21 protein-coding genes are annotated in these 22,246 nt (G+C 34.3%); 14 read left to right on the top strand and 7 right to left on the bottom strand.

Going from position 1 to position 22,246, the window contains the following annotated elements; translation table 11 throughout:
- Positions 1 to 58: 58 nt before the first annotated feature.
- From ACJJVN_RS03810 to ruvX, 3 genes are all read right to left on the bottom strand, one after another.
- Entirely contained in the window at positions 59 to 454 is a 396-nt protein-coding gene (locus ACJJVN_RS03810; RefSeq protein ID WP_104516121.1) for a DUF5606 domain-containing protein, read from the bottom strand.
- A gap of 96 nt (positions 455 to 550) precedes the next feature.
- The gene (gene def / locus ACJJVN_RS03805; RefSeq protein ID WP_104516120.1) at positions 551 to 1,141 is read right to left on the bottom strand and encodes a peptide deformylase; all 591 of its coding nucleotides are present in this window, start codon (positions 1,139 to 1,141) and stop codon (positions 551 to 553) included.
- Between the two features lie 54 nt (positions 1,142 to 1,195).
- Positions 1,196 to 1,615: a Holliday junction resolvase RuvX gene (gene ruvX / locus ACJJVN_RS03800; RefSeq protein WP_104516180.1), complete on the bottom strand. Its 420-nt coding sequence runs from the start codon at positions 1,613 to 1,615 to the stop codon at positions 1,196 to 1,198.
- 103 nt (positions 1,616 to 1,718) lie between these two features.
- Here ruvX and ACJJVN_RS03795 point away from each other — a divergent pair, with 103 nt between their 5' ends.
- Positions 1,719 to 2,534: a 2,3,4,5-tetrahydropyridine-2,6-dicarboxylate N-succinyltransferase gene (locus ACJJVN_RS03795; protein ID WP_405377183.1), complete on the top strand. Its 816-nt coding sequence runs from the start codon at positions 1,719 to 1,721 to the stop codon at positions 2,532 to 2,534.
- On the top strand, positions 2,534 to 3,598 hold the full coding sequence (locus tag ACJJVN_RS03790) for a glycosyltransferase family 9 protein (protein ID WP_405377182.1): 1,065 nt from the start codon (positions 2,534 to 2,536) through the stop codon (positions 3,596 to 3,598). The genes ACJJVN_RS03795 and ACJJVN_RS03790 overlap by 1 nt, the downstream gene beginning before the upstream one ends.
- A gap of 20 nt (positions 3,599 to 3,618) precedes the next feature.
- On the opposite strand, the gene ACJJVN_RS03785 is transcribed toward ACJJVN_RS03790, so the two are convergent.
- Positions 3,619 to 4,449, bottom strand: coding sequence for a glycosyltransferase (locus ACJJVN_RS03785; protein WP_405369668.1), 831 nt, complete (start codon positions 4,447 to 4,449; stop codon positions 3,619 to 3,621).
- Between the two features lie 114 nt (positions 4,450 to 4,563).
- Between ACJJVN_RS03785 and ACJJVN_RS03780 the strand changes: the two genes are divergently transcribed.
- Entirely contained in the window at positions 4,564 to 5,328 is a 765-nt protein-coding gene (locus tag ACJJVN_RS03780; protein ID WP_405369669.1) for a glycosyltransferase family 2 protein, read from the top strand.
- On the opposite strand, the gene ACJJVN_RS03775 is transcribed toward ACJJVN_RS03780, so the two are convergent.
- Positions 5,325 to 6,164 carry a glycosyltransferase family A protein gene (locus ACJJVN_RS03775; RefSeq protein WP_405377181.1) on the bottom strand — a complete coding sequence of 280 codons (840 nt, stop codon included), beginning with the start codon at positions 6,162 to 6,164 and terminating at the stop codon, positions 5,325 to 5,327. The genes ACJJVN_RS03780 and ACJJVN_RS03775 overlap by 4 nt on opposite strands.
- Entirely contained in the window at positions 6,161 to 6,919 is a 759-nt protein-coding gene (locus ACJJVN_RS03770; protein ID WP_405377180.1) for a lipopolysaccharide kinase InaA family protein, read from the bottom strand. The genes ACJJVN_RS03775 and ACJJVN_RS03770 overlap by 4 nt, the downstream gene beginning before the upstream one ends.
- Before the next feature lie 97 nt (positions 6,920 to 7,016).
- On the opposite strand from ACJJVN_RS03770, the gene ACJJVN_RS03765 reads away from it, so the two are divergent.
- On the top strand, positions 7,017 to 7,808 hold the full coding sequence (locus tag ACJJVN_RS03765) for a glycosyltransferase family 2 protein (protein ID WP_405369672.1): 792 nt from the start codon (positions 7,017 to 7,019) through the stop codon (positions 7,806 to 7,808).
- Here ACJJVN_RS03765 and ACJJVN_RS03760 read toward each other — a convergent pair.
- Positions 7,805 to 8,914, bottom strand: coding sequence for a glycosyltransferase family 4 protein (locus ACJJVN_RS03760; RefSeq protein WP_405377179.1), 1,110 nt, complete (start codon positions 8,912 to 8,914; stop codon positions 7,805 to 7,807). The genes ACJJVN_RS03765 and ACJJVN_RS03760 overlap by 4 nt on opposite strands.
- 201 nt (positions 8,915 to 9,115) lie before the next feature.
- Between ACJJVN_RS03760 and ACJJVN_RS03755 the strand changes: the two genes are divergently transcribed.
- From ACJJVN_RS03755 to ACJJVN_RS03710, 10 genes are all read left to right on the top strand, one after another.
- Positions 9,116 to 9,763, top strand: a complete 648-nt coding sequence (locus ACJJVN_RS03755) for an L-threonylcarbamoyladenylate synthase (RefSeq protein WP_245890715.1) — start codon at positions 9,116 to 9,118, stop codon at positions 9,761 to 9,763.
- A 2-nt stretch (positions 9,764 to 9,765) separates the two neighbouring features.
- Positions 9,766 to 11,196, top strand: a complete 1,431-nt coding sequence (locus ACJJVN_RS03750; RefSeq protein ID WP_405369675.1) for a CCA tRNA nucleotidyltransferase — start codon at positions 9,766 to 9,768, stop codon at positions 11,194 to 11,196.
- A 62-nt stretch (positions 11,197 to 11,258) separates the two neighbouring features.
- Positions 11,259 to 11,684, top strand: a complete 426-nt coding sequence (locus tag ACJJVN_RS03745; RefSeq protein ID WP_405377178.1) for a hypothetical protein — start codon at positions 11,259 to 11,261, stop codon at positions 11,682 to 11,684.
- 167 nt (positions 11,685 to 11,851) lie between these two features.
- Positions 11,852 to 14,785, top strand: coding sequence for a histidine kinase (locus ACJJVN_RS03740; RefSeq protein ID WP_405377177.1), 2,934 nt, complete (start codon positions 11,852 to 11,854; stop codon positions 14,783 to 14,785).
- Complete coding sequence (locus ACJJVN_RS03735) at positions 14,782 to 15,531, top strand: LytR/AlgR family response regulator transcription factor (protein ID WP_405377176.1); 750 nt, start codon at positions 14,782 to 14,784, stop codon at positions 15,529 to 15,531. The genes ACJJVN_RS03740 and ACJJVN_RS03735 overlap by 4 nt, the downstream gene beginning before the upstream one ends.
- 164 nt (positions 15,532 to 15,695) lie before the next feature.
- A complete protein-coding gene (locus ACJJVN_RS03730) occupies positions 15,696 to 16,571 on the top strand; it encodes a hypothetical protein (protein ID WP_405377175.1) in 876 nt (291 codons plus the stop codon).
- Positions 16,572 to 17,147: 576 nt separating this feature from the next.
- Positions 17,148 to 19,301 carry a LamG-like jellyroll fold domain-containing protein gene (locus ACJJVN_RS03725; protein ID WP_405377174.1) on the top strand — a complete coding sequence of 718 codons (2,154 nt, stop codon included), beginning with the start codon at positions 17,148 to 17,150 and terminating at the stop codon, positions 19,299 to 19,301.
- Between the two features lie 151 nt (positions 19,302 to 19,452).
- On the top strand, positions 19,453 to 19,896 hold the full coding sequence (locus tag ACJJVN_RS03720; RefSeq protein ID WP_405369677.1) for a hypothetical protein: 444 nt from the start codon (positions 19,453 to 19,455) through the stop codon (positions 19,894 to 19,896).
- A 127-nt stretch (positions 19,897 to 20,023) separates the two neighbouring features.
- Positions 20,024 to 21,256 carry a peptidase T gene (pepT, locus tag ACJJVN_RS03715; protein WP_405377173.1) on the top strand — a complete coding sequence of 411 codons (1,233 nt, stop codon included), beginning with the start codon at positions 20,024 to 20,026 and terminating at the stop codon, positions 21,254 to 21,256.
- A gap of 2 nt (positions 21,257 to 21,258) precedes the next feature.
- Positions 21,259 to 22,230: a hypothetical protein gene (locus tag ACJJVN_RS03710; protein ID WP_405377172.1), complete on the top strand. Its 972-nt coding sequence runs from the start codon at positions 21,259 to 21,261 to the stop codon at positions 22,228 to 22,230.
- Positions 22,231 to 22,246: the final 16 nt, after the last annotated feature.

Raw genomic sequence — 22,246 nt, 5'->3', positions numbered from 1 at the left:
TAAAAAAAAGCCTTTCCTATTATGGAAAGGCTTTTCTTTTTATATGATAACTTTAAGTTTACTCTTCTTCTAGAGAACCTAACAAGTCATTACCTTGTAGTAAGTTATACCACTGTAATACTTTTTTAATATCACTTGCATAAACGCGATCTTCATCATAATCAGGCAGTACCTCATTAAAATAACTTTCTAGTTCTTTCTTACTTCCCTTGTGATTAATTGCAGGACCATTAGACTCCTTTGTTGCTATCTTTTTAAACACCTCTTTTAAAGGCATTTCTTGAGAATACGTATAAATAGAGATATCCTTAAGAACACTTACATTATGACTAATTCCTACTATAGAAGTTTTGTTATCTAACAAAGACTCTACTACAAAACCACTTTTTGCTTTACTCTTTAATTGGTATAAACCTGGCTTACCTGTTATGGAAAGTATATTATCTAAATTCATATTTTTCTTTTTTAACGGTGGCAAATATATATAATTACACTTTACCTTAACTATTACTTTAAGATTTCAACATTTCTTTGTGAAATCTGTCTAGAACTACCTTCTTCCCTTAACTTCAGGAAAGCGCATTCTATAATCTACATTAGTTTTTCCTTTTGAGATGTTAGATAATTTACCTTTTATCAATCTCTTTTTAAGACTTGAAATTTTATCTGTAAATAAAACACCTTCTATGTGATCATACTCATGTTGTATAACACGAGCTATTAGTCCGTTATAAGTTTCTGTGTGTTCTTTAAAGTTTTCGTCTAGATAACGTATAACGATCTCTTCCTGACGGAAAACATCTTCCCTAACGTTAGGTATACTTAAACAACCTTCATTAAAAGCCCATTCTTCACCATTTTCCTCAAGGATTTCAGCATTTATAAATGTCTTTTTAAACCCATTTAATTCCTTTGCTTCTTCTGGACTGAGATCTGGATCTTCAGAAAACGGAGTCGTATCTACTAGAAAAAGTCTAATAGGCATTCCTACTTGTGGCGCAGCAAGACCTACTCCACTCGCGTTATACATAGTTTCCCACATATTATCTAGAATCTCCTTTATTTGAGGATGTTCTGATGTAATATCTACTGCCTTCTTTCTTAAAACTGGATCGCCATAAGCGACTACTGGTAAAATCATAATAAATGATTAATTGTTAATGCTTTTCAATCATAAAATTAAAAAACTAATTATTTAAAACGGACGATTTCTGTCCATATAACTTTGCAATATGATCGTGGCTGCTATCTCATCCACTAACGCCTTATTTTGGCGTTGTTTCTTTTTAAGCCCACCACTAAGCATAGCTGCATGTGCCATTTTTGAAGTGAAACGCTCATCTTCACGCTCTATTTTTACATCAGGAAACAGTTCTTGTAATTGAACTGTGTACTTTCTCAACCATGGCCCTAACTCACTATCTGTATAATCCATTTGTTTAGGTTCTCCTAAAACTATAGTTTCTACATCTTCCTTTTTAAGGTATTCTTGCAAAAAAGAGGTTAAATCACGTGTAGCAACCGTGGTAAGACCAGATGCAATAATTTGCATAGGATCTGTAACAGCTATTCCAGTTCTTTTTTTACCGTAATCTATTGCTAGTAATCTTGCCATATATATTGCAAAAATAACCAAATCCATAAGGATGCCCTAATATGCTACCTGCAAAGTATCAATTCAAAGAGCTAGCTATTATATTTGTAAAAAAAAGAACACCATGGATCAATTGAGAAATGTTATAGAAAATGCGTGGGAAGATCGTTCCCTTTTAGAAAACAAAGTAACTAAAAGCGCTATAAGAGAAGTTGTAGACATGCTAGATCGCGGTACATTACGTGTTGCAGAGCCTACAGAAGATGGATGGCAAGTAAATGAATGGGTTAAAAAAGCCGTTGTACTTTACTTTCCTATTCAAAAAATGGAAACTATAGAATGTACACCATTTGAATATCATGATAAAATACCTCTTAAAACAGGCTATGCAGAAAAAGGAATACGCGTTGTACCTAATGCAGTAGCTAGACATGGAGCTTACATTTCTAAGGGTGTTATCCTCATGCCATCTTATGTAAACATAGGTGCGCATGTAGAAGAAGGCACTATGGTAGATACATGGGCTACCGTAGGTAGTTGTGCTCAAATAGGTAAAAACGTACACTTAAGTGGTGGTGTAGGAATAGGTGGTGTTTTAGAACCTCTACAAGCAGCTCCAGTAATTATAGAAGACGGTGCATTTATAGGCTCTCGTTGTATAGTTGTAGAAGGCGTACACGTAGAAAAAGAAGCTGTTCTAGGTGCAAATGTTGTTCTTACTATGAGTACTAAAATAATAGACGTTACTGGTGATGAGCCTGTAGAGATGAAAGGTCGTGTACCTGCACGTTCTGTTGTGATACCTGGTAGTTATACTAAAAAATTTGCTGCAGGTGAGTTTCAAGTACCTTGTGCTTTAATCATAGGTAGACGTAAAGAAAGCACTAACAAAAAGACCTCATTAAATGATGCTTTACGTGAATATAATGTAGCCGTTTAGTGCATATATTACTCATTCAATATCAAATGCTAGGTGATGTACTTACCAGTACCATTATCGCACAACAGCTCAAGATCACGTATCCTGATGCTCAAATCGATTACCTCATCATCGCACATGCCGATGCTCTAGTGGCACATCACCCAGCTATTGATAATTTGATAAAAGTAACTAAGTCAGATTTTGAGAAAATGAGTTTTATAATCTCGCTTTCGCGAAAGCTGAAACACAAAAAATACGATCTTCTCATAGATGCTTATGGGAAAAATAATAGCGCTGTGCTATCTCTTTTATCTAGAGCAAAACAAAGAATAGGCTATAAAAAGTGGTTCTCTAGACTAGCTTATACAGATGCCGTAAAAAATAATCCAGACACCTCTATTTATAAAACTGGTATCGCACTAGGCAGCCGCATGTTGCTTACCACACCTATAACTAGCGATGTGCAATGGCATTTAAAACCTCAAATATACCTCACACCAGCTGAGAAAAAAGAAGGTGAACAATGGCTTTTAGAGTCTGGAATAGATCTTAAAAAACCACTTACTATGGTGAGTGTTTTAGGAAGTAGTGCAAATAAGACTTTACCATTTACCTCCATGGCAAAGGTGCTCGATAATTTTGTAAACCAGACTGGCTCACAATTACTTTTTAATTACATACCTAGTCAGAAAAAGGAAGCGCTAGCTATATATAATGCCTGCTCCATCAATTCTCAAAAACACATCTTTATAGATGCATTTGCGCCTAGTATTAGAGATTTTCTAAAAGTACTGTCGCACTGTACAAGTATAATAGGTAATGAAGGTGGTGCTATTAATATGGGTAAAGCACTAGATATACCCACGTTTGCTATATTCAGCCCATGGATTAATAAAGCATCATGGAATGTTAGTGAAGATGGTAAAAAACACATCTCTGTACATTTACAAGATTATTTACCAGAACTATATAAAGACTCCTCTCCTAAGAACATGAAGTCTAGAGCCATGGAATTATACCAGCAATTTGATGCAGAGTTGATGTTTCCCGATCTAGCAAAGTTTGTTAGAGAGAATTATTAATTAATAATAGTTTTTAAAAACTACTTACTTTCCTTCACAATTCCATAAGGCGTATAATCCTTTTTCTCGCCTCTTGTAGCTTTTCTTATTGCTTTGTTTTTATCAATAGATTCTTGGTTCTTATAACCACGAGCGTGATCTAAGTGTAAACAGATGGCACTATAACGTATTTGCTTTGATTTGATACCTAAATTGAATAATCGCTCACCCAATTCTCTATCCTGACCACCATATTGCATGCGCTCATCAAATCCATTTACTTTTTTAAGATCTACCAGCCAGCCACTAGAATTATGCCCATTCCAACTAGCATTAGTCGGTGTTAGGTTTTCCATAATCTTTGCGGTAACAAATCCTGATGTTAGTTTTTGGTTCTTATAAGATGCAGGTAATCCATTACTTCTTAACCAGTTTGCATCAAAGCATCGTTGAGTAGCGATATCTTCTTCTGTAATATTTTGAGAAAGTTCTAATGGCAATTTATAATAGCCACCAGAAAGAAAATAACCATGCTCACGACGCTCGTAATGAATCTGTAAAAAATCTTCTCTCGCGATACAATCACCGTCAGACATGACCACATACTCTGCATTACAAGCAGATAACGCTTTATTTAAAATCATACTTTTTTGAAAACCATTATCTTCATGCCATACATGTATGATTTTCTTAGAGCTTTTCTCACTGTATTTTTTTATAAATTCTTTAGTCTCATCATTTGACCCATCGTCTGCAATAACTATTTCAAACTGCCTAAATATTTGATGCTCATAACTCCACAAGGTTTTTTCTAACCATGGAATAGAGTTATATGTACTTATTATTACCGATATAGATGGATCTTTAATCATAAAATGAAAATAGTATTCTGATTTTTTACAAATTTAATCATATAAGATGGGTTATTAAGATAACAAAGTTATTTTTGCTACTGTTTGATTTTTATCTTGTAGATTAGTCACCACATGCCAAAATATCCAATAACAGCCATAATACCTGCTTATAACGAAGCGCACAACATTGTTGAAGTGCTTAAAAGTGTAAGTTTTTGTAACGAAGTCATATTAGTAGACAGTAACAGTACTGATAATACTGTAGAACTGGCACAGCCCTATTTTGATAAATTACTTTCTAGAGAATATGTACACAGTGCTTCTCAAAAAAACTGGGCCATACCGCAAGCAACTAACGAGTGGATTTTACTTGTAGATGCAGACGAAAGGGTCACACCTGCCTTAAAAGAAGAAATCATTAACCTTTTACCTAATCTAGAGACTAACGGTCACACAGGCTACTGGATGGGTAGACGCAATTTCTTTATGGGTAAACAGGTACGTTACAGCGGCTGGAAAAACGATAAAGTAATACGCCTTTTTCAAAAATCTAAATGTAAATACGTTGATAAACACGTACATTCTGAAATAGAAACAAATGGATCTCTAGGCTGGCTAGACAACAAGCTCTTGCATTATAAATATGTAAACATAGATCACCATGTAAATAAACTACAGCGTTATGCTAGTTTACAAGCAAGAGATTTTGATAAAAAAGTAGGCAAAATCACCTTGTTCCATGTGGTGGTTAAACCATTTTGGGGATTTTTTAAACACTACATCATTCAACTAGGTTTTCTAGATGGATTTGTAGGTTTTACCATTGCATACCTAAGAAGTTATGGAATCTTTATGAGATATGTAAAACTATGGCTACTGCGTAGGGGTATAAATTAAGCTAGTAATTTTTCTATCTTACTTTCAGACAACTGATAATGGACGCAAATTTGCTCCCATTGTACTCGATTAAAATCTTGTCCTTTATTCACTTTTTTCAATGCTACAAACTGAGTACCTAAAATAGGAATAGGAACTTCTGGCCTAGAGTTGTTTTGTAATGAGGTTGTCCCATTTAAAATAGCCATTGCTTTAAACCAAAGGTCATCTGCCTTAGGAGCTAATTTTGTAAAAAGTTCAACATTTTGGACATCCTTATGCAAGCTACCTGCAGGATATAAAACACAAAAAGCACCTACCGGCATATTATGAGGACTCTGTGCTGGTGGATCTACTACAAAAGGCCATTTACTATAAGAATTTACATGACCATCTAAATAAGTCATTTTACGACACCTGTTTCCTATAACTTGGTCTGGAAATTTAAGATGTTCTTCAAAAATAACCTTAAGTGTATTTGGTTGATAAATAACATCATCATCACATGTGATTATAGCCTTATCTGGAAATGCCTCTATGCTATGAATCAATTTTCTATGAGAGAAACCATAAGCAGAATATCGGATCTCAAAAAGATCTCCTTCTAATTTTGCAAGCCTTTTAGGTATTTGATTTTTAAGGTCTTCTTTGAGCCATAAAATAATCTTCTCTGGCAAATACTCTTGTTGCATCATACTGCGTATAGTAATGTGCAATGTTCTCAATCTAGTCGGTATAGAAGTTAAAGACACTATCACAGGTATTCTCTTTTCTGGATTAGTGGCTAGCCTAGACATCGGTATCAGCACCATCTTTAGACTCGTGCTTATGGACTTAGGAATTTCAGATAACTTCATGATTTAAAAATACCTTTAATTTTCTTCTTCATGCGTTTCTTTCTGTGAAATGCTTCTTGAAACTGCTGTGTATACTTCCACATAGTTTCTATAGTAGTCTGTGGATCTTGCTTAGAAAGTAAAGCGTACTCTGCTCCCATGACTTCATACATCTCTTTTTTAGGAGATAAACGTTCAAAGTTTTTTAATCTATCCTCATATGGGATATCATAAAATTTCATTCTATTTAAATCTACCAAAGAAAATTTATAATCAGCTCCTTCTTTCTTTATCAAGGTATTTCCTGGTGAGTGATCTAAGAAATAAATACCGGCTTCATGCATGTCGTACATGAATTTTGAAAATTGCTTTAAGATATTCTCTTTATCCTGTAATTGATCATCATTTATAATCTCGCGATAGGTAAAATCATGATTTGCATAGGCGCTTACATAATAACTTTCATGCAGTCCTAGAGCTGTTAATTGTTCTAGAAAAGCAATAGGCGATGGAGTACCTATACCGTGTTGTTCTAGATACTGTGCATTGTAATAAGATCTAGCGGCCTTAGATTTTCTAAAAAATCGATACGCTATTTTATTAATAAAATTAGGCGTTCTAAAAGACTTTACTACCAGTTTCTCACCTTGGTACGTGACTATTTTAATCTTATTACGATCATCTCCTAACTGTTGAGTAGATTGATGAAATAGATCGAGTATTTCTTGAAACCGCTTTCGCGAAAGCGTGCCACTAACAAATTTTTCTCTACTCATTTTATTTTCCATCTATTTACAGACCGCAAAGAAACGGAAAAAACTATCAAATGAATAGAATTACTTAATATTGCAGTGTACAACTTTATTTATCTCTATGTCTTTAAAATGTTCTCTTGTTACTCCTACGTATAACTGGCCACATGCGCTAGAATTACTACTATTGAGTGTTAAAAGACAAAGTGTATTACCTAATGAGGTCATTATTGCAGACGATGGCTCTACAGTAGCTACACGCGAGCTTATTGAAAAATATCAAAAAGATTTTCCCGTACCGCTTATCCATGTCTGGCATGAAGATCATGGAAATCAAAAGCCTGCTATCATGAATAAGGCTATTGCTAGAGCTACTTATGATTACATTCTAGAGATAGATGGAGATATCATTTTACATAAAGACTTTGTAAAAGACCATCTTTCTATGGCTGAAGAAGGTGTTTACCTATTCGGTAGTCGTGTAAATATTCAGGAAAGCCATTTAGAAAAGTTATTTAAAAACAAACAAATAGATTTTAATTACTTCTCAAAAGGCATCAAAAAACGCAATAGAACATTGCGCATTCCTTTACTAGCAAATAGCGCAAAGAAAGAAACTAAAAGATCTAAAAAATTAAGAGGTTGCAACATGTCCTTTTGGCGCAAAGACTTTATAGCTGTAAACGGCTTTAATGAAGAACTAGTAGGCTGGGGAATCGACGACAGTGAACTTATACAACGCATGATTAACAACGGTGTTTTAGGTAAACGCATTAAACATAAAGGTATCGTATATCACGTATATCACAAAGAGCAAGATAAAAGCCAGGTCCATTTAAATCTAGAAATAGAAAAACAAATGGAAAACTCTGGAAATACTTATGCCCAGAAAGGTGTCGATCAATATCTTTAAACCTCTAGTACCTTCTTATAAATATCTAAAGTTTTTCTAGCGCTTTGCTGTGCCGTAAAGTTTTTTGAAAAATGTGCATAACCAGCCTCTCCATATTGATTTCTAAGATTTTTATCCTGGCATAGAACTAACAATTTTTCAGCTAGTGCTTTATAATCTTTAGGAGCCACTATAAAACCAGTCTCATTATTTACAACAGCATCTGGCACTACTCCTACCCTGGTGCTTACTACGGCTTTTTTAAACCTCATAGCCTCTAGAAGTGAAGATGGCCCACCTTCATGCTTAGAGGTCATTAAAAAAATATCCATCTCTTCATAAGCTCGCGCAGCTTCTTCTACAAAACCATATAATTTTATATAAGAACCTAGGTTTAATTCTTTAATAAGAGCTACTATTTCAGGGCTTTGCTTATCTCTGAACATCCCTATTTGATGCACCTTAAAATCTGTATAATTAAGCTCGTTAACTAAATGATCTACAGCACGCACTAGAGTAGGAAGATCTTTCCTGTCATCGTGATTTGCAACATTTCCTATTTGCACAGATTTTTCATTACTTTCTAATACAGCTGATGAGTCTTGAAGAATCATTGGCCTTTCTTCATCCACTCCATCTGGAACTACTAACAGTTTGTTATAATTTTTCTCAAACATAACTACACGTTGCATGGCTTCTTTAACTGTTTGAGAAACACAAATAATTGCATCGATACCTTTATAATTATACTTGTACTTACTTAAAAAGCTCATACTACTGCTCATTCCTTTTTTAGAGAATACCACAGGAATATCTAGGGATGATAAAACAGCCATAAAAAAGTATAGAGTAAGTGCATTACTTGTATGAAGATGTACAAGATCTGGCTTAAATTGAGTAATAACTCTTTTAAACTCTTTGCGATTTACTGCATTTTTAAATTTTTTATCTACAGCTGTAAAAACTTCTATACCAGGATAAGGTTTTAACCTTGTTGAAAGTTCACTATTTAGAGCGCAAAAAACAGCATTGTTAACTTTAAGCTCAGAAAGCTTACTTGCTATATCAAGAAGTTGCTGCTCATTACCACCATAACCACGCGCACCATTCACATGTAATATTTTCAAAGTATCAGATTTTAAAATTATTCTTGAAAGCAAGAAGAGGTCAAATTTACAAGAAAAGAAAGGAATCAAAATTTTAATTCAAGTCCATCCAAACGAGTAGAGCCAAATAATTGATCAGATCACAATTAATATAGCAACTTTCAAATGGTTTGACATTCATAAATATCGTTATTAAGAATAGAAAACTTAATTTTGCAAACCATGGGAAGAAGTGATAGAAGTAGAAATAGAAGAGACCAAGTAAGAGGTCGTAAACCTAGTAAGGATAAGCAAATAGAGGTAGAATTACCTCGTGAGGCTATTAACCTAGCTGTAACGGCTCTTAAAAAAGGTCAGACTCTTATTTACCCAACAGACACCATTTATGGTTTGGGCTGTGACGCTAGTAATTATGACGCAGTAGAAAAAATATTTGAAATTAAAGAACGTGATAAATCTAAATCTTTACTAGTTCTTGTAGACAGCTTTCAAATGTTAGAATCTATTATTGAAGATGTACCTGATATGGCTTGGGAGGTTCTTAAGGTGAATAAAAAACCTCTTACTATCGTATTCGACAGACCTAAAAACGTGGCCGAAAACGTAGTAGCTCAAGACAACACACTAGCCGTAAGAGTTACTAACGATCCATTGTGTAGGTCTATCATTAAGAAATTACGCAAACCTATCGTTTCTACCAGTGCAAACTTAAGTGGCTCACCTTCTCCAGTTAACTTTACAGATATTCATCCAGATTTAATTGCAAGAGTAGACCATGTAATGGACTTACCTCTTGTTCATAAAAATATCAAACCATCTTCTATTATGAAGATCTCTAGTAATGGAGTTATTAAAATTATACGCGAGTAAGAATGGATCAAAAAACACATTACCCTGAAGCCATTCAAGAAAACGTTTTTAGAACTTTAAGTCAGGCAGCAGAAGAACTAGAATTACCAGCTTATGTAATAGGTGGATATGTAAGAGATTTCTTCCTTAAACGCAGTCAGAAAAAAGACATAGATGTAGTAGCCGTAGGAAGCGGTATTACACTAGCTCGCAAAGTAGAAGAACTATTACCACACAGCACCAAAGTAAGTGTCTTTAAAAACTACGGCACCGCCATGGTTAAAACAGACGATCTAGAATTAGAATTTGTAGGTGCAAGAAAAGAAAGTTATGATCGAGGCAGTCGCAATCCTGTTGTAGAAGATGGCACCCTAGAAGATGATCAAAACCGTCGTGATTTTACCATTAACGCAATGGCTTTTTCTCTTAATAGAAAAAACTACGGCGCTTTATTAGATCCTTTTAATGGCATCAATGATCTAGAGAATAAGATTATACGCACACCATTAGATCCTGACATTACTTATAGTGATGACCCATTAAGAATGCTACGCGCTATTAGATTTGCATCTCAATTAGGTTTTAGGATAGAATCTAAATCTTTTGAAAGTATAAAACGCAATGCACATAGAATTGAAATTATATCAAAAGAGCGTATCGTTACAGAGATTAATAAAATCATGTTGTGTAAAGAACCATCATTAGGTTTTCTATTACTTGAAAAGACTGGTTTGCTTAGATTAATAATGCCAGAACTCACTGCCTTAAAAGGTATTGAAGAAGTAGAAGGACAAAAACACAAAGACAACTTCTATCACACGCTAGAAGTAGTAGATAACATATCACGCAATACAGAAGACCTGTGGTTGCGCTGGGCAGCACTACTTCATGACATAGGTAAAGCACCTACCAAGAGATTTAGTAAAAAGGTAGGTTGGACTTTTCATGGACACGAGTTCAAGGGAGCAAAAATGGTTTTTCATCTTTTCAAAAGATTAAAAATGCCGTTAAATGATAAGATGAAATTTGTGCAGCAAATGGTGCGCATGTCCTCCCGACCTATAGCCGTTATTGACGAGAGCGCTACAGACAGCGCTGTGAGAAGACTAGTACACGACGCTGGCGAGCATATAGAAGATCTAATGATTCTATGTGAAGCAGATATTACCACTAAAAACCCTAGACGTTTTAAACAGTATCACGCAAACTTTCAACAGGTGCGCGATAAAATAGTCGAGGTAGAAGAACGTGATCATGTACGCAATTTTCAACCACCAGTTACTGGAGAAGAAATCATGCTAGCCTTTGACCTGAAACCTTGTAAAGAAATAGGGATCATTAAAACCGCTATTAAAGACTCTATCCTCGATGGCGTGATTCCTAACGAGCACGATGCAGCATATCAATTTATGCTCGAAAAAGGAAAAAGCCTGGGTTTAACACTTAAAAAATAAATTTATTTTAAGACCTACAGATTTTTAAATCACTATATTTAAGTGTTTTAAAACTAACAATTATGAAAGCATCAAAAATAGCATCGTTTATAATTTGTTTATTTATTAGTGCTTTCATGTTTGCGCAACACAATTTATTGCAAGATATACCAGTAAAAAAAGATTCGTGCGACGTTAATTTTAAATCCAGTATTACAACTAGTGATTTAGAATTATTTGCAAAATGCATTAGCGATAAGTCTTCTATAGAAGTACCGCAATCTACACTACTAACAGACCAAATAAATTTTAAAAAACTACCACTTTTATTAGTGAGTGAAGAGTTCCCTACCGTTCAAAATATCAATTCAGATGCATTCATAGAATTAGGAAATTACAACTCTACTTTCATAAATATGAAAACAAACAACCTTGCTCTTTTTGAAGCAAGTCGTAATTCTATATTAAGTTCTGGTTATAGTAATTATTCTACAGCACCACAGTTTTAATTTGTTGCTACTTTTGTTAAATTCTATCCTTAAAAAAAATTCACAACTACTTACACCCAAATCAACATAGCTTTTCCTTTCTTATAAGTCCATAAGGCAGATTCATCAATCGTTCTATACATAAAACTCATTAAAACAGTAGATTTACAATAACCTAAAAGCTAATCTTGAAAGTTGTTATTTTTTTATTTTTTATTCTGTGTAATTTATCTACGGCACAACAACCTGTATCTATTCATTTAACAGAAAAGGATGGCTTACCAGACAAGGAATTTTATGGTGTTATTGAAGATAGTAAAGGTTTTCTATGGTTTGCAGGTAATAAAGGACTTACCAGGTTTGACGGTGAAAATTACAAGACCTTTTCTCATCCTGAGAAGCGTGGTTTATCTGTTTTTGAAATTCATGTAGATCAGCAAGATCGCATATGGTGCGTCAACATTTCTGGACAGATTTTTTATGTACAAAACGATGAGATGGTGCTCTTTAAAGATTTGCAAAACGATCTTAAAGGAAACTTACCTGAACTTGCTATTTATGATCACCAGCTAGTAGTGAGTTCTTATCTTTTTGTAAGGGTATTTGATTTAAAGACAAACTTTGAAATTAAAGAAATAAAAAACACTAATACAGATATAGCTCTCAAACCTCTAATAACTGAGGATAAAGTAGTATTTACCTATCGCAACGATTTGTATACTCTAGGAAACAACAAACCTCAACTATGGTGCAACCTTCCTAAAGATCTAAAAGCGTTCAACAGAGCTCGTGATGTCATTGATTTAACTACCTACATAGGCAAGGATAGAACCCTAATAATTTATCAAAACAACAATCAAGAAAAATTCATAGAACTCCTGGACCACAATACATGGAAACAAATCTCAGTACCTGATGTGCTGGATGGAGTAAGAATCATCCAAGTCAAAAAAATAGCAGACGACATATGGGTGTGTACATCAAAAGGTGTTTTACTTATGCAATTAATAGATGATGTTCTTATCTATAAAAACACATTGCTAGATGATGTATTCTCTACTGATATTATAAAAGATCGTGATGATAATCACTGGGTCACGACTACTTCTAACGGTATATTTGTGTTGCCTAATATCCATATAGAAACTATAAAATTACCTGAGAACACAGGAGATTCTAGAGTTCTTGAAACAAATGGAAATGAAACACTCTATATAGGAACCTCTACTGGAGCTGCCTTTCAATATGACTTAGAACACAAATCTTTAGAGCAATTAAACATTAATGGGACTAGAGCCGTTAGTGAGATTATTTACGATCCCTATAGAGAACAAAAAAGCTTTCTTCAGGATATTGAAGTTACCACCTTAGGTAAAAACAACTCCATTGTATCAAATCTTATAAATTTTTCCACGGTTAAAAAAGGGCACGTCATTTCTCCTGATAGTATTATGATTGTAAGTTCTAACAGCGCTAACGTTGTCAACTACAAAGCTCAAGAAAGGGACAATAATGAGTATACTATTAATATACTAAAAAGAGGTTACACTTGTTATTATGATCCAATTACCCAAGACAAATATTTTGCCATGATAGATGAATTCCTTAAGATTAATTCTAATGGGAAACGCACACTCTTAAAAGATAAAAATAGAGGCAGTATAATCACTGGATCGATAGATATGGATAATAGAAGCCATTTATGGGCTGCTACATTCAATAATGGTTTATTTGAGTTTAAAAACGATGAGGTAATAAAAAAATGGTCTGAAGAAGATGGGTTGTTATCTAACAATATTAATAAAATCAAAGCCGACGGTGATTTTCTATGGATTACAACAGATAGAGGAATCCAGAGACTATCCTTAAAAAACAACACTTTTAAAAACCTCACAAAACAAGATGGAATACCTTCATATTCCATTAATGATATAGAGATTATAAATAACTATGTTCTCTTTGCCAGTAATGCTGGTGTTTTCAAAATAGACAGAGAACTTACCTTCAAAAACTTTAACCCTATCGAAGTATATTTTACCGCGGTAGAAATTAATAATAAAAAAGTAGCCCTTCAATCCAGCTACCAGTTACCGCAGGAAGAAAGTCAGTTTCAAATCACGTTCAATTCAAATGGTTTGCGCGCTATGACCAGTGGTAATTATGAGTACCGCCTTTCTGGTCTTTTTGAACAATGGAAACGCATACCTAAAGGAACAAATAACATCACCTTTACTACCATACCACAAGGTAATTACACACTGCAATTAAGAGCCGTGGATACTGACGGTAAAACGAGCGATCTTGAAGAAGTAATATTAGAAGTAACACTGCCTTTTTATAAGGAAAATTGGTTCTGGATCGCAGTAATGTTACTCTCCATTACAGGAATTGTATTTTATTATAGATGGAAATTACGCTTTCGCGAAAGCGAGAAAAACAGACAACTCCTCACTCTACAAAAGGAGAAGGAAATGGTCAACCTCAAACTAGAGAATCTGCGCTCTCAGATGAATCCGCATTTTGTCTTTAACGCACTTAATTCCATTCAAGAATACATTTTGAAAAATCAGCGAGAAATGGCTGGAGATTACCTTGGGAAATTTGCTGATTTAATAAGAACTTACCTGGATCATAGCGTTAAAGGACGCATTACCTTACAAGAGGAAGTAGATAGTCTCAACATGTATCTAGAACTGGAGCAATTACGTTTTGAAGAACGCCTGCAGTATACTATCGTCATAAATATGGAAGAACAACCAGATCATTTTCTCATTCCTACGATGTTGATACAGCCCTATGTAGAAAATGCGCTCAAACATGGATTACTTCACATAGAAGGAGAACGTTTATTGACTATTAAATTTACTCAAGATCTAGAACAGCACCGCATTATTTGCACAGTAGATGATAATGGAGTAGGCCGTGAGAAGTCAAAGGAAATTCAATCCAAAAGAATAAAACTTCATAAATCATTTGCTACAAAAGCGACTGATGACCGCATTTCTTTACTCAACTACGTACTAGAGAAAGAGGCTAGCATAGAAACCACCGATAAATTTAATGGCGATAAAGCGACTGGAACGCTAGTTACCATTAAAATACCATATACCACAGAAGAATGAAAGCAATAATAATAGATGACGAGCCTAAAGCAAGAGAAGTTCTTAAAATTTTACTGAAAGATCACTGTCCAGAAGTGACCGAAATTTCTAATGCACCCAATTTACTACAAGGTGTGGAGCTAATAAAAAATGAGCTTCCAGATCTGGTATTTCTAGATATAGAAATGCCACAACATAGCGGTCTAGAAATAACCGAGTATATAGATAAGAATCATTTTAATTTTGAAATTATCTTCACCACAGCATATAGCGACTATGCGATACAAGCTTTTCAATTAAATGCTATTGACTATTTACTAAAACCGCTGCGCCCAGAAAAATTAAAACAAGCGCTCAAAAGAGTGATAGAATTAAGAGGTAAAACTCAACTTACCGAGCGACTTCTTGAATTAAAGAACAGCTTTAAAGAAGCAAATTTTTCTAAAATAGCACTACCCTATTCTGATGGGATTAAGTTTGTAGAATTTGACAACATTATCGTCATAAAGGCAGACGGTATGTATACAGAATTTCATCTAATAGGTAAAGAGAAAATTTTAGTAAGCAAACCCCTCAAGCATTTTACAGATATACTCGACGACTTAAAAATGTTCTATAAACCACATCGCTCCTACCTCATCAACTTGCGACATATCAAAGAATTTGTGCGTAAAGATGGAGGCTATATCCTTATGGAAGGTGATCTCGATGTTCTTATATCTAAAGACAAAAGAGAAGAGTTTTTGAGTGTCGTGCAGAGTATTTAATTTTAAGTCTCAATTTTAGCATGGTCGGTCGTCATTAACACCTGTCTGTTTTTGATTTTTAAAAAGCGTTTATAAGTTGAAAACGTACCTTCATAAATTCTTATAAAAATCAACTGTCATGTTACCACAAATTTGTGATTGTAAATTAATTAAAACTTATAATCATGAAATACATTATTTTAATTGTTACTGTACTAGTAACTTCAAGCGCATTTGCACAGGAAACATTTTTTGAAAACATTAAAGCAAAAGGTGAAAACCCAGTTTATATAGAATATCCAGGCATTTCTACAGATAACAAAGGAGAACAATCTATAAGACTTAGCCAAGAAAGAGTTGGCCAGTATAACGAGCCACAAGAAGTTATTGTAAAATTATTAAAGCATGAAGGTATTGACTCTGGAATTGCTATTATAGATAAAAATGATACTAACGAAAAAGGAAGCCAGTATATAGCAGATTTTACAAAAAACAGACAAACTTTCACTGGGTTTCCTAACACATATATCGTTTACGAAAAAGTATTTAATGAAGGTTATGTAGCCATAGGAAACTATATATTTTTTATAGATCATTTTAATAGCCGTACAGAATTTGGCGACATTACAAGAGTTTATGTTTTAAAAGGCACATCACCAGATGGCGAGGCAAGTGCAAAAACTAAGAAAAAGAAAAGTGGCTTTGGCAAATTTTTAAACAAAGCAAAAAATATTGCTTTAAATAATAGTGCAGGACCAGATCCTAGAAAAGCGCCAGAATATAAGGCCTTATCTCAAGAGAATGTACGCAAAATGATAAGCGATTATTTAATCGCTATGCGTGAAAAACAAATCGCCTATACGTTAACATCTAAAGATGAAGCAGATTTAGCTACTATGCAAAAAGAGGCAGATACTTATAGTAAATACATTAAAGACAAGAACAATGCCTATTGGAACAGTCCTGAAGGTCAGAAAACCCTCAGAGGCTGGAAATATGCAGACGAGCATAAAGCAAGTTGTAGGTTAACAGCAGACACCTGCACAAGTCCTTTTCATTAAATGACAAAACAAATTATTATCCAGTTATAAAGCTCTTAGCTAAACACAAGAAACTAAATGTTTTTTTTGGGGAAGTCTCTTTTAGGACTTCCCCATATTATTTAAACTCAAATTTTAATTGGTTTAAAACACTTATCGATCCAGCTACCACAAGATTCCTTTTGTGTGTCCTGTTTGAAGAAATTACTAACCCTATGACGTAAAGGGTTTATACCTTATAATCCTTAAAACCATTGAAAAATGTTTACTTAATTTCTGAATATTTAGAGTCTTTAGTACAAGGAATTAATAAAAAACTCAACCTTAGCAGGTAGTATTTGTTGTATATGCTCTCAGAAGATAAGCGCATCTCTTTATACAAATCTATATTGATATATACTGACAACCTTGCATAAATGTTTTAAAACAAATTATAAAAACAAAGCCGAGTTAAGCTTATAACTGCAACTAATCAAGTTGATTTTAATTTTTTGATAGGCCTTTATAAGTTGAAATCACTCCTTCATAAGTTCTCATAAAAACCGCCCCCTTTGCTACCGCAAATTTGCGATTGTAAATCAACTAATAATTACAATCATGAAAAAAACATTACATTTTTTAATTATCGCTTTTCTGTTTACGATAAGTGCAAATGCTCAAATCCCCACAGGGCAATTATGGGATTTTACATTTACTAACGGAAGTCTAGTGAATCAAGTAACACCTGGAACTGCAGATCTTACTACAAATAATCAAACTGCTGTCTCAGTAATAGACAGAGCTGGTACAGCAAACACTGCATACCAAATGAATACCGATTACTTTATCAATACACGACAAGGTTCGACCGTTAATAATCAAGAAATTTCTATGAGCTTCTGGATGAAAGTAGACCTTACAGACCTTGCAGCAAATACAACACAGATTTTTTTAATAGGAGGAAGTTCTGGCTTCTTGAATATAAGAATAAATAATAGCGACAGTTCTAATCCTGGCAGGTTTGAATATTATGCAAGAGGAAGTGTTAATGGAATTCAAAAAAATGGTTTTGCCACTACAAGTATTCCTAGTTTGACTGATGACACATGGCATCATGTTGCATTAGTAAGCGAGGTTAACGGTAACACCATAGAATTTGATACTTACGTAGATGGAGTTTTACAATCATACCCATCGGTAGTTTCGCTTAATAATACAGCTGGAGCAGCACCACAATTTATAACAGATCCTCGATTAATAGTTGCACCACAAGGAGCATTTCCAGGATCTCTTGATGACATTAGATATTACGAGCGTGCACTTACAAGTGTTGAGGTTACAGCACTAGCTTCAGAAAATTCACCTATAGTTCAACCACCACTCTATGTAGATGCTAATGCTACCGGAGCAAATGATGGATCTAGTTGGGCAAATGCTTATATAAAGTTGCAAGATGCACTTGATAATGCTAACACTGTAGATGTATGGGTAGCGGCAGGAACTTATAAACCTTTAGCCGGTGTAAGCGAATCCTTTACAGTAAATAACACTAAGAATATTTATGGAGGATTTAATGGAACTGAAACTACTCTTGCTGAACGTGATTTTATAACAAACATCACTAGATTATCTGGCGACCAGCAAAATAATGACACTGCTATTCCAGCTTTTAACGCCGCCGACAGGTCTGACAACAATCGTGTGATTTTAAAAGTCTATGCTTCAAATACGGTAATAGACGGTATATACATAAGCGGTGGACATGCAAATGTAAATGCTAATCAAAATGGAGCTGGTGCCCTTATCAATAAGTCTACAACGATCAACAATTGTGTATTTGAAAACAATATTTCCTATGGTCATGGTACAATTACGGTAAATTCATCGCCTAGTGGTTCTGCTTTTCTAAGTCAGAATAATATCATTAAAAACAACCTTACTGGTGGAGTTTGTGCATTTTATGATAATATTTCTATTGATGGTTCAGTGCGATTTGTAAATACATTGATAGTGGATAACACGTCATTAACAAACAGCATATTTGGACAGAGTTCAACAGGTGTTGTATGGATCAATCCTAATAGTCAAAATGGAACGGCGGTAAATATGCAATTTCTAAATTCAGTAGTCGCAAATAACACTTATTCATCTCCTAATTCTGGAAATGGTAATGCAAATATTAGAACTTACAGCGATCAGCTTACTGCATCATATAGTTATTACAATTGTATTTTTTATGGTAATAGTGTAACCACACCACTGTTCAATGATGGACCGAGAAATTTTGATCTAAAAAATTCATTATCAGATAATGGATACGGTATATCTGGAATTAATATGATTACAGGTGACCCACTTTTTGTCGATCCTGCAAATGGAGATTACAGTCTGCAAAGTACTTCTCCGAGTGTGGATACCGGATTAAGCAGCCTTTATAATAACCAATGGTTACAATACGACCTAATTGGTAACAATCGTATCGCAGGAAGCTCGATAGACATGGGTGCATACGAGTTCGGAGCAACCGCAGGAATCAATGATGTAGAACAACTATCTATGAGCTTATATCCCAATCCAGTAACAAACATTATAAATATCATTGTTAAAAATAACGCTTTCGCTAAAGCAGAAGTATATAACCTACAAGGGCAACAAATATTGATTTCTCAAACAGAAGAAGTTAATGTTCAAGACCTAAAAACTGGAATGTATATCATAAAAGTAACAACAGAAACTGGAGAAATAGCAACAGATCAGTTTATTAAAAAGTAAATTATGATTAAGCTATGGTTTATTGGAATTTTCCATAGTTGTAATTAGGGGAAATCTGAATTGATTTTAGATTTTTTAAAATGAATCGAGTTACAGCAATGTAACTCGATTTTTTTTGCTCAATCCTTTTTCATTATCTATCTTTAAAACTATGAATAAATGGGTCTCTTTTATTATTATTTGTTGCGCATGCTCCATCAATTATGGACAGGAATTAAATAATGATAACCTTCAAGGTTTCAATCTTTTTTTAATGCCAGAGCATCAAATCAATATTACTTTGAGTCTAGACAGCAATAATATAGTTAATCCTAACACAGGTTTTTCTATAACTCCTGGAGTAAAAACCATCGATATGGTTTCCATTTATAATGAATCACAGTCCTTAGAGTCTAAGCCTTATACGCCTAATGCAAACACAGATTTTGGCAGATTAAGATTTAAAAAAGACCGCAAGGCTGTAAATGTGTATTTAGAAAACGATCGATTTGCTAGAAAATTTAAGTCTAGTAATCCTGCCTTTTTTGAAGCCAATAGAAACACCGCATTACATAGATCTTATAATCCGTTATCGGTTTATAATAATCGCTGGTAATATTGCAAACAACCCTTTATCCATCACATTATCAAATCAATAAATTAATATTTATATAAAGAGTTTTTGAAAAATTCCGCTTTCGCGAAAGCGGAATCAAACTATCTTTACACAACAAAAAAAAGCCATGAAGAAGCAAGAAATCATAGAACGTTTCATAAGTTACATCACCATCGATACGGAGTCAGACCCTAATAGTGACACAACTCCTAGTAGTGAAAAGCAGTGGGATCTTGCACGCAAATTACATCAAGAGCTTATAGATATGGGAATGAGCGATGTGACTATAGATGAGAATGCATATATAATGGCTACTCTACCATCAAATGTAGAACATGAAACGCCTACTATAGGTTTTATCTCGCACTTTGATAGTACTCCAGATTTTACAGGTAAGGATGTTAAACCTCAAATTATAGAAAAATATGATGGTGGTGATATTCCTTTAAAAGGATCTGATCTTGTTTTATCTCCAGAATATTTTGACGATTTAAAACAATACAAAGGACAGACCATTATTACAACAGATGGTACTACTCTACTGGCGGCAGATGATAAAGCTGGAATTACCGAAATAATGACTGCAATGAAGCACATGCTGGACAATCCAGAAATTAAACACGGTGCTATTAAGGTAGGTTTTACACCAGATGAAGAAATAGGTCGCGGTGCACATAAGTTTGACGTAGAGAAATTTGGTGCAGACTGGGCTTACACAATGGATGGTAGCCAGATAGGAGAACTGGAATATGAAAATTTTAATGCTGCTGGCGCGGTAGTAACTTTTTATGGTAAAATAGTTCACCCAGGATATGCCAAAGGAAAAATGATCAACTCCATGTATGTAGCTCAGGAATTCATCGATTCTTTACCTAGAATGGAAACTCCAGAACATACAGAGGAATACCAAGGATTCTTTCACCTGCATAATATGAAAGGAGCGGTAGAAAAATCAGAATTACAGTACATCATTAGAGATCACAATAAAAAACATTTTGAAGCACGTAAAGAAGTGATGCAAAACCTTGTAAACACTCTTAATGAGCAATATGATCGTGAGGCAGTAAGTATAGAAATCAAAGATCAATACTTCAACATGCGTGAGAAAGTAGAGCCAGTAATGCATATCGTAGATGTTGCAGAACAAGCAATGAAAGATCTAGGCATTACACCTCTTATTAAACCTATACGCGGTGGTACAGATGGATCTCAATTAAGCTATATGGGATTACCATGTCCAAATATTTTTGCTGGTGGTCATAATTTCCATGGACCTTATGAATATGTTCCTGTAGAGAGTATGATAAAAGCTACAGAGGTGATAGTAAGAATAGCAGAATTAGTAGCTGAAAAGAAATAAAAATGATCAAATATTCGTTGGCCATAGTATTAACCCTTGGTCTATTTGCGGTAGCCATTGCTCAAGAAAAGAGCTGGCTAGATGACGATAGAAAAGTGATAACCGATTCTACAGCAGCAGTCTTTTATCAAATTAAAGAGGCAGATGCATCCATAGGTTTAATAAAAGAGGAAACTTATTACAAGCAAAATGATCAGTTATTTTCAAAAGGATATTTGGAAATAAGAACAGATTATAGAACTGGCACCTGGCAATGGTTCTATAGTAATGGTAATAAGATGAGGCAACTTACCTATTCTAGTGATCGAATAGTAGGTTATCAATCTGTTTATGATTCCACTGGCAACTTACTAGAAAACTATGCTTTGAGTAAATCTAGTGAAGAAGGTGTACCATATTATTATAAATATAAAAAAGAGCTGGATGGTAGTGTCTCTATCAAAGATGGGAATGGAGTTTTTAATGGTCCATACAAAGGCGACAGTAAGGCAATAGATAGCCTGAGTGGCCATTACAAAAACCAAAAAGCTAGTGGTTTATGGAAAGGGTACAAAGACAATGTCTTAGTATATGAAGAAATATACGAAGATGGGGTTCCCAAATCTGGAAAAAGCTATCACAATGGAAAAAGTTACACGTATGATTCCTATTCTCAAAGTGCTCAACCTTTGATGAATTCTAAAAAGTTTATGCGTAAGTTACAGATACACATAAGTCATTATTATGATTTAATAGAACTCAACAATAACGATTACAGTACTAATATGAGCATACTTTTCGTTATCGATAAAGAAGGTAATGTAAGTGATATTAAAATAAAGGATGGAATGGGTAAAGGACCTGATGAAATGGCAATTAGAGGTCTACGAAGTATGGATGTAAAATGGAAACCAGCTCAAGTAAGAGGCATACCAGTACAATCTTATGTTAGAATACCTTTTTCTATGGAGAGTAGGGAATGTAGTAATTGTTAGACCTATTAACTTTTAC

The sequence above is a fragment of the Nonlabens sp. Asnod3-A02 genome (assembly GCF_045063755.1).
GTDB classification, from domain to species: domain Bacteria; phylum Bacteroidota; class Bacteroidia; order Flavobacteriales; family Flavobacteriaceae; genus Nonlabens; species Nonlabens xylanidelens.
Note: the sequence above shows the minus strand (reverse complement) of the source record. Positions and strands in the feature narration are given on the sequence as shown.

Bases quoted from the DNA above. Each gene is read 5' to 3' on its own strand.
- ACJJVN_RS03725 (WP_405377174.1), top strand. From the start codon at position 17,148: ATGAAAAAAACATTACATTTTTTAATTATCGCTTTTCTGTTTACGATA.
- ruvX (WP_104516180.1), bottom strand. From the start codon at position 1,615: ATGGCAAGATTACTAGCAATAGATTACGGTAAAAAAAGAACTGGAATA.
- ACJJVN_RS03710 (WP_405377172.1), top strand. From the start codon at position 21,259: ATGATCAAATATTCGTTGGCCATAGTATTAACCCTTGGTCTATTTGCG.
- ACJJVN_RS03810 (WP_104516121.1), bottom strand. From the start codon at position 454: ATGAATTTAGATAATATACTTTCCATAACAGGTAAGCCAGGTTTATAC.
- ACJJVN_RS03765 (WP_405369672.1), top strand. From the start codon at position 7,017: ATGTCTTTAAAATGTTCTCTTGTTACTCCTACGTATAACTGGCCACAT.
- ACJJVN_RS03750 (WP_405369675.1), top strand. From the start codon at position 9,766: ATGGATCAAAAAACACATTACCCTGAAGCCATTCAAGAAAACGTTTTT.
- ACJJVN_RS03780 (WP_405369669.1), top strand. From the start codon at position 4,564: ATGCCAAAATATCCAATAACAGCCATAATACCTGCTTATAACGAAGCG.
- ACJJVN_RS03770 (WP_405377180.1), bottom strand. From the start codon at position 6,919: ATGAGTAGAGAAAAATTTGTTAGTGGCACGCTTTCGCGAAAGCGGTTT.
- ACJJVN_RS03775 (WP_405377181.1), bottom strand. From the start codon at position 6,164: ATGAAGTTATCTGAAATTCCTAAGTCCATAAGCACGAGTCTAAAGATG.
- ACJJVN_RS03730 (WP_405377175.1), top strand. From the start codon at position 15,696: ATGAAATACATTATTTTAATTGTTACTGTACTAGTAACTTCAAGCGCA.
- ACJJVN_RS03755 (WP_245890715.1), top strand. From the start codon at position 9,116: ATGGGAAGAAGTGATAGAAGTAGAAATAGAAGAGACCAAGTAAGAGGT.
- def (WP_104516120.1), bottom strand. From the start codon at position 1,141: ATGATTTTACCAGTAGTCGCTTATGGCGATCCAGTTTTAAGAAAGAAG.
- ACJJVN_RS03785 (WP_405369668.1), bottom strand. From the start codon at position 4,449: ATGATTAAAGATCCATCTATATCGGTAATAATAAGTACATATAACTCT.
- pepT (WP_405377173.1), top strand. From the start codon at position 20,024: ATGAAGAAGCAAGAAATCATAGAACGTTTCATAAGTTACATCACCATC.
- ACJJVN_RS03720 (WP_405369677.1), top strand. From the start codon at position 19,453: ATGAATAAATGGGTCTCTTTTATTATTATTTGTTGCGCATGCTCCATC.
- ACJJVN_RS03735 (WP_405377176.1), top strand. From the start codon at position 14,782: ATGAAAGCAATAATAATAGATGACGAGCCTAAAGCAAGAGAAGTTCTT.
- ACJJVN_RS03745 (WP_405377178.1), top strand. From the start codon at position 11,259: ATGAAAGCATCAAAAATAGCATCGTTTATAATTTGTTTATTTATTAGT.
- ACJJVN_RS03795 (WP_405377183.1), top strand. From the start codon at position 1,719: ATGGATCAATTGAGAAATGTTATAGAAAATGCGTGGGAAGATCGTTCC.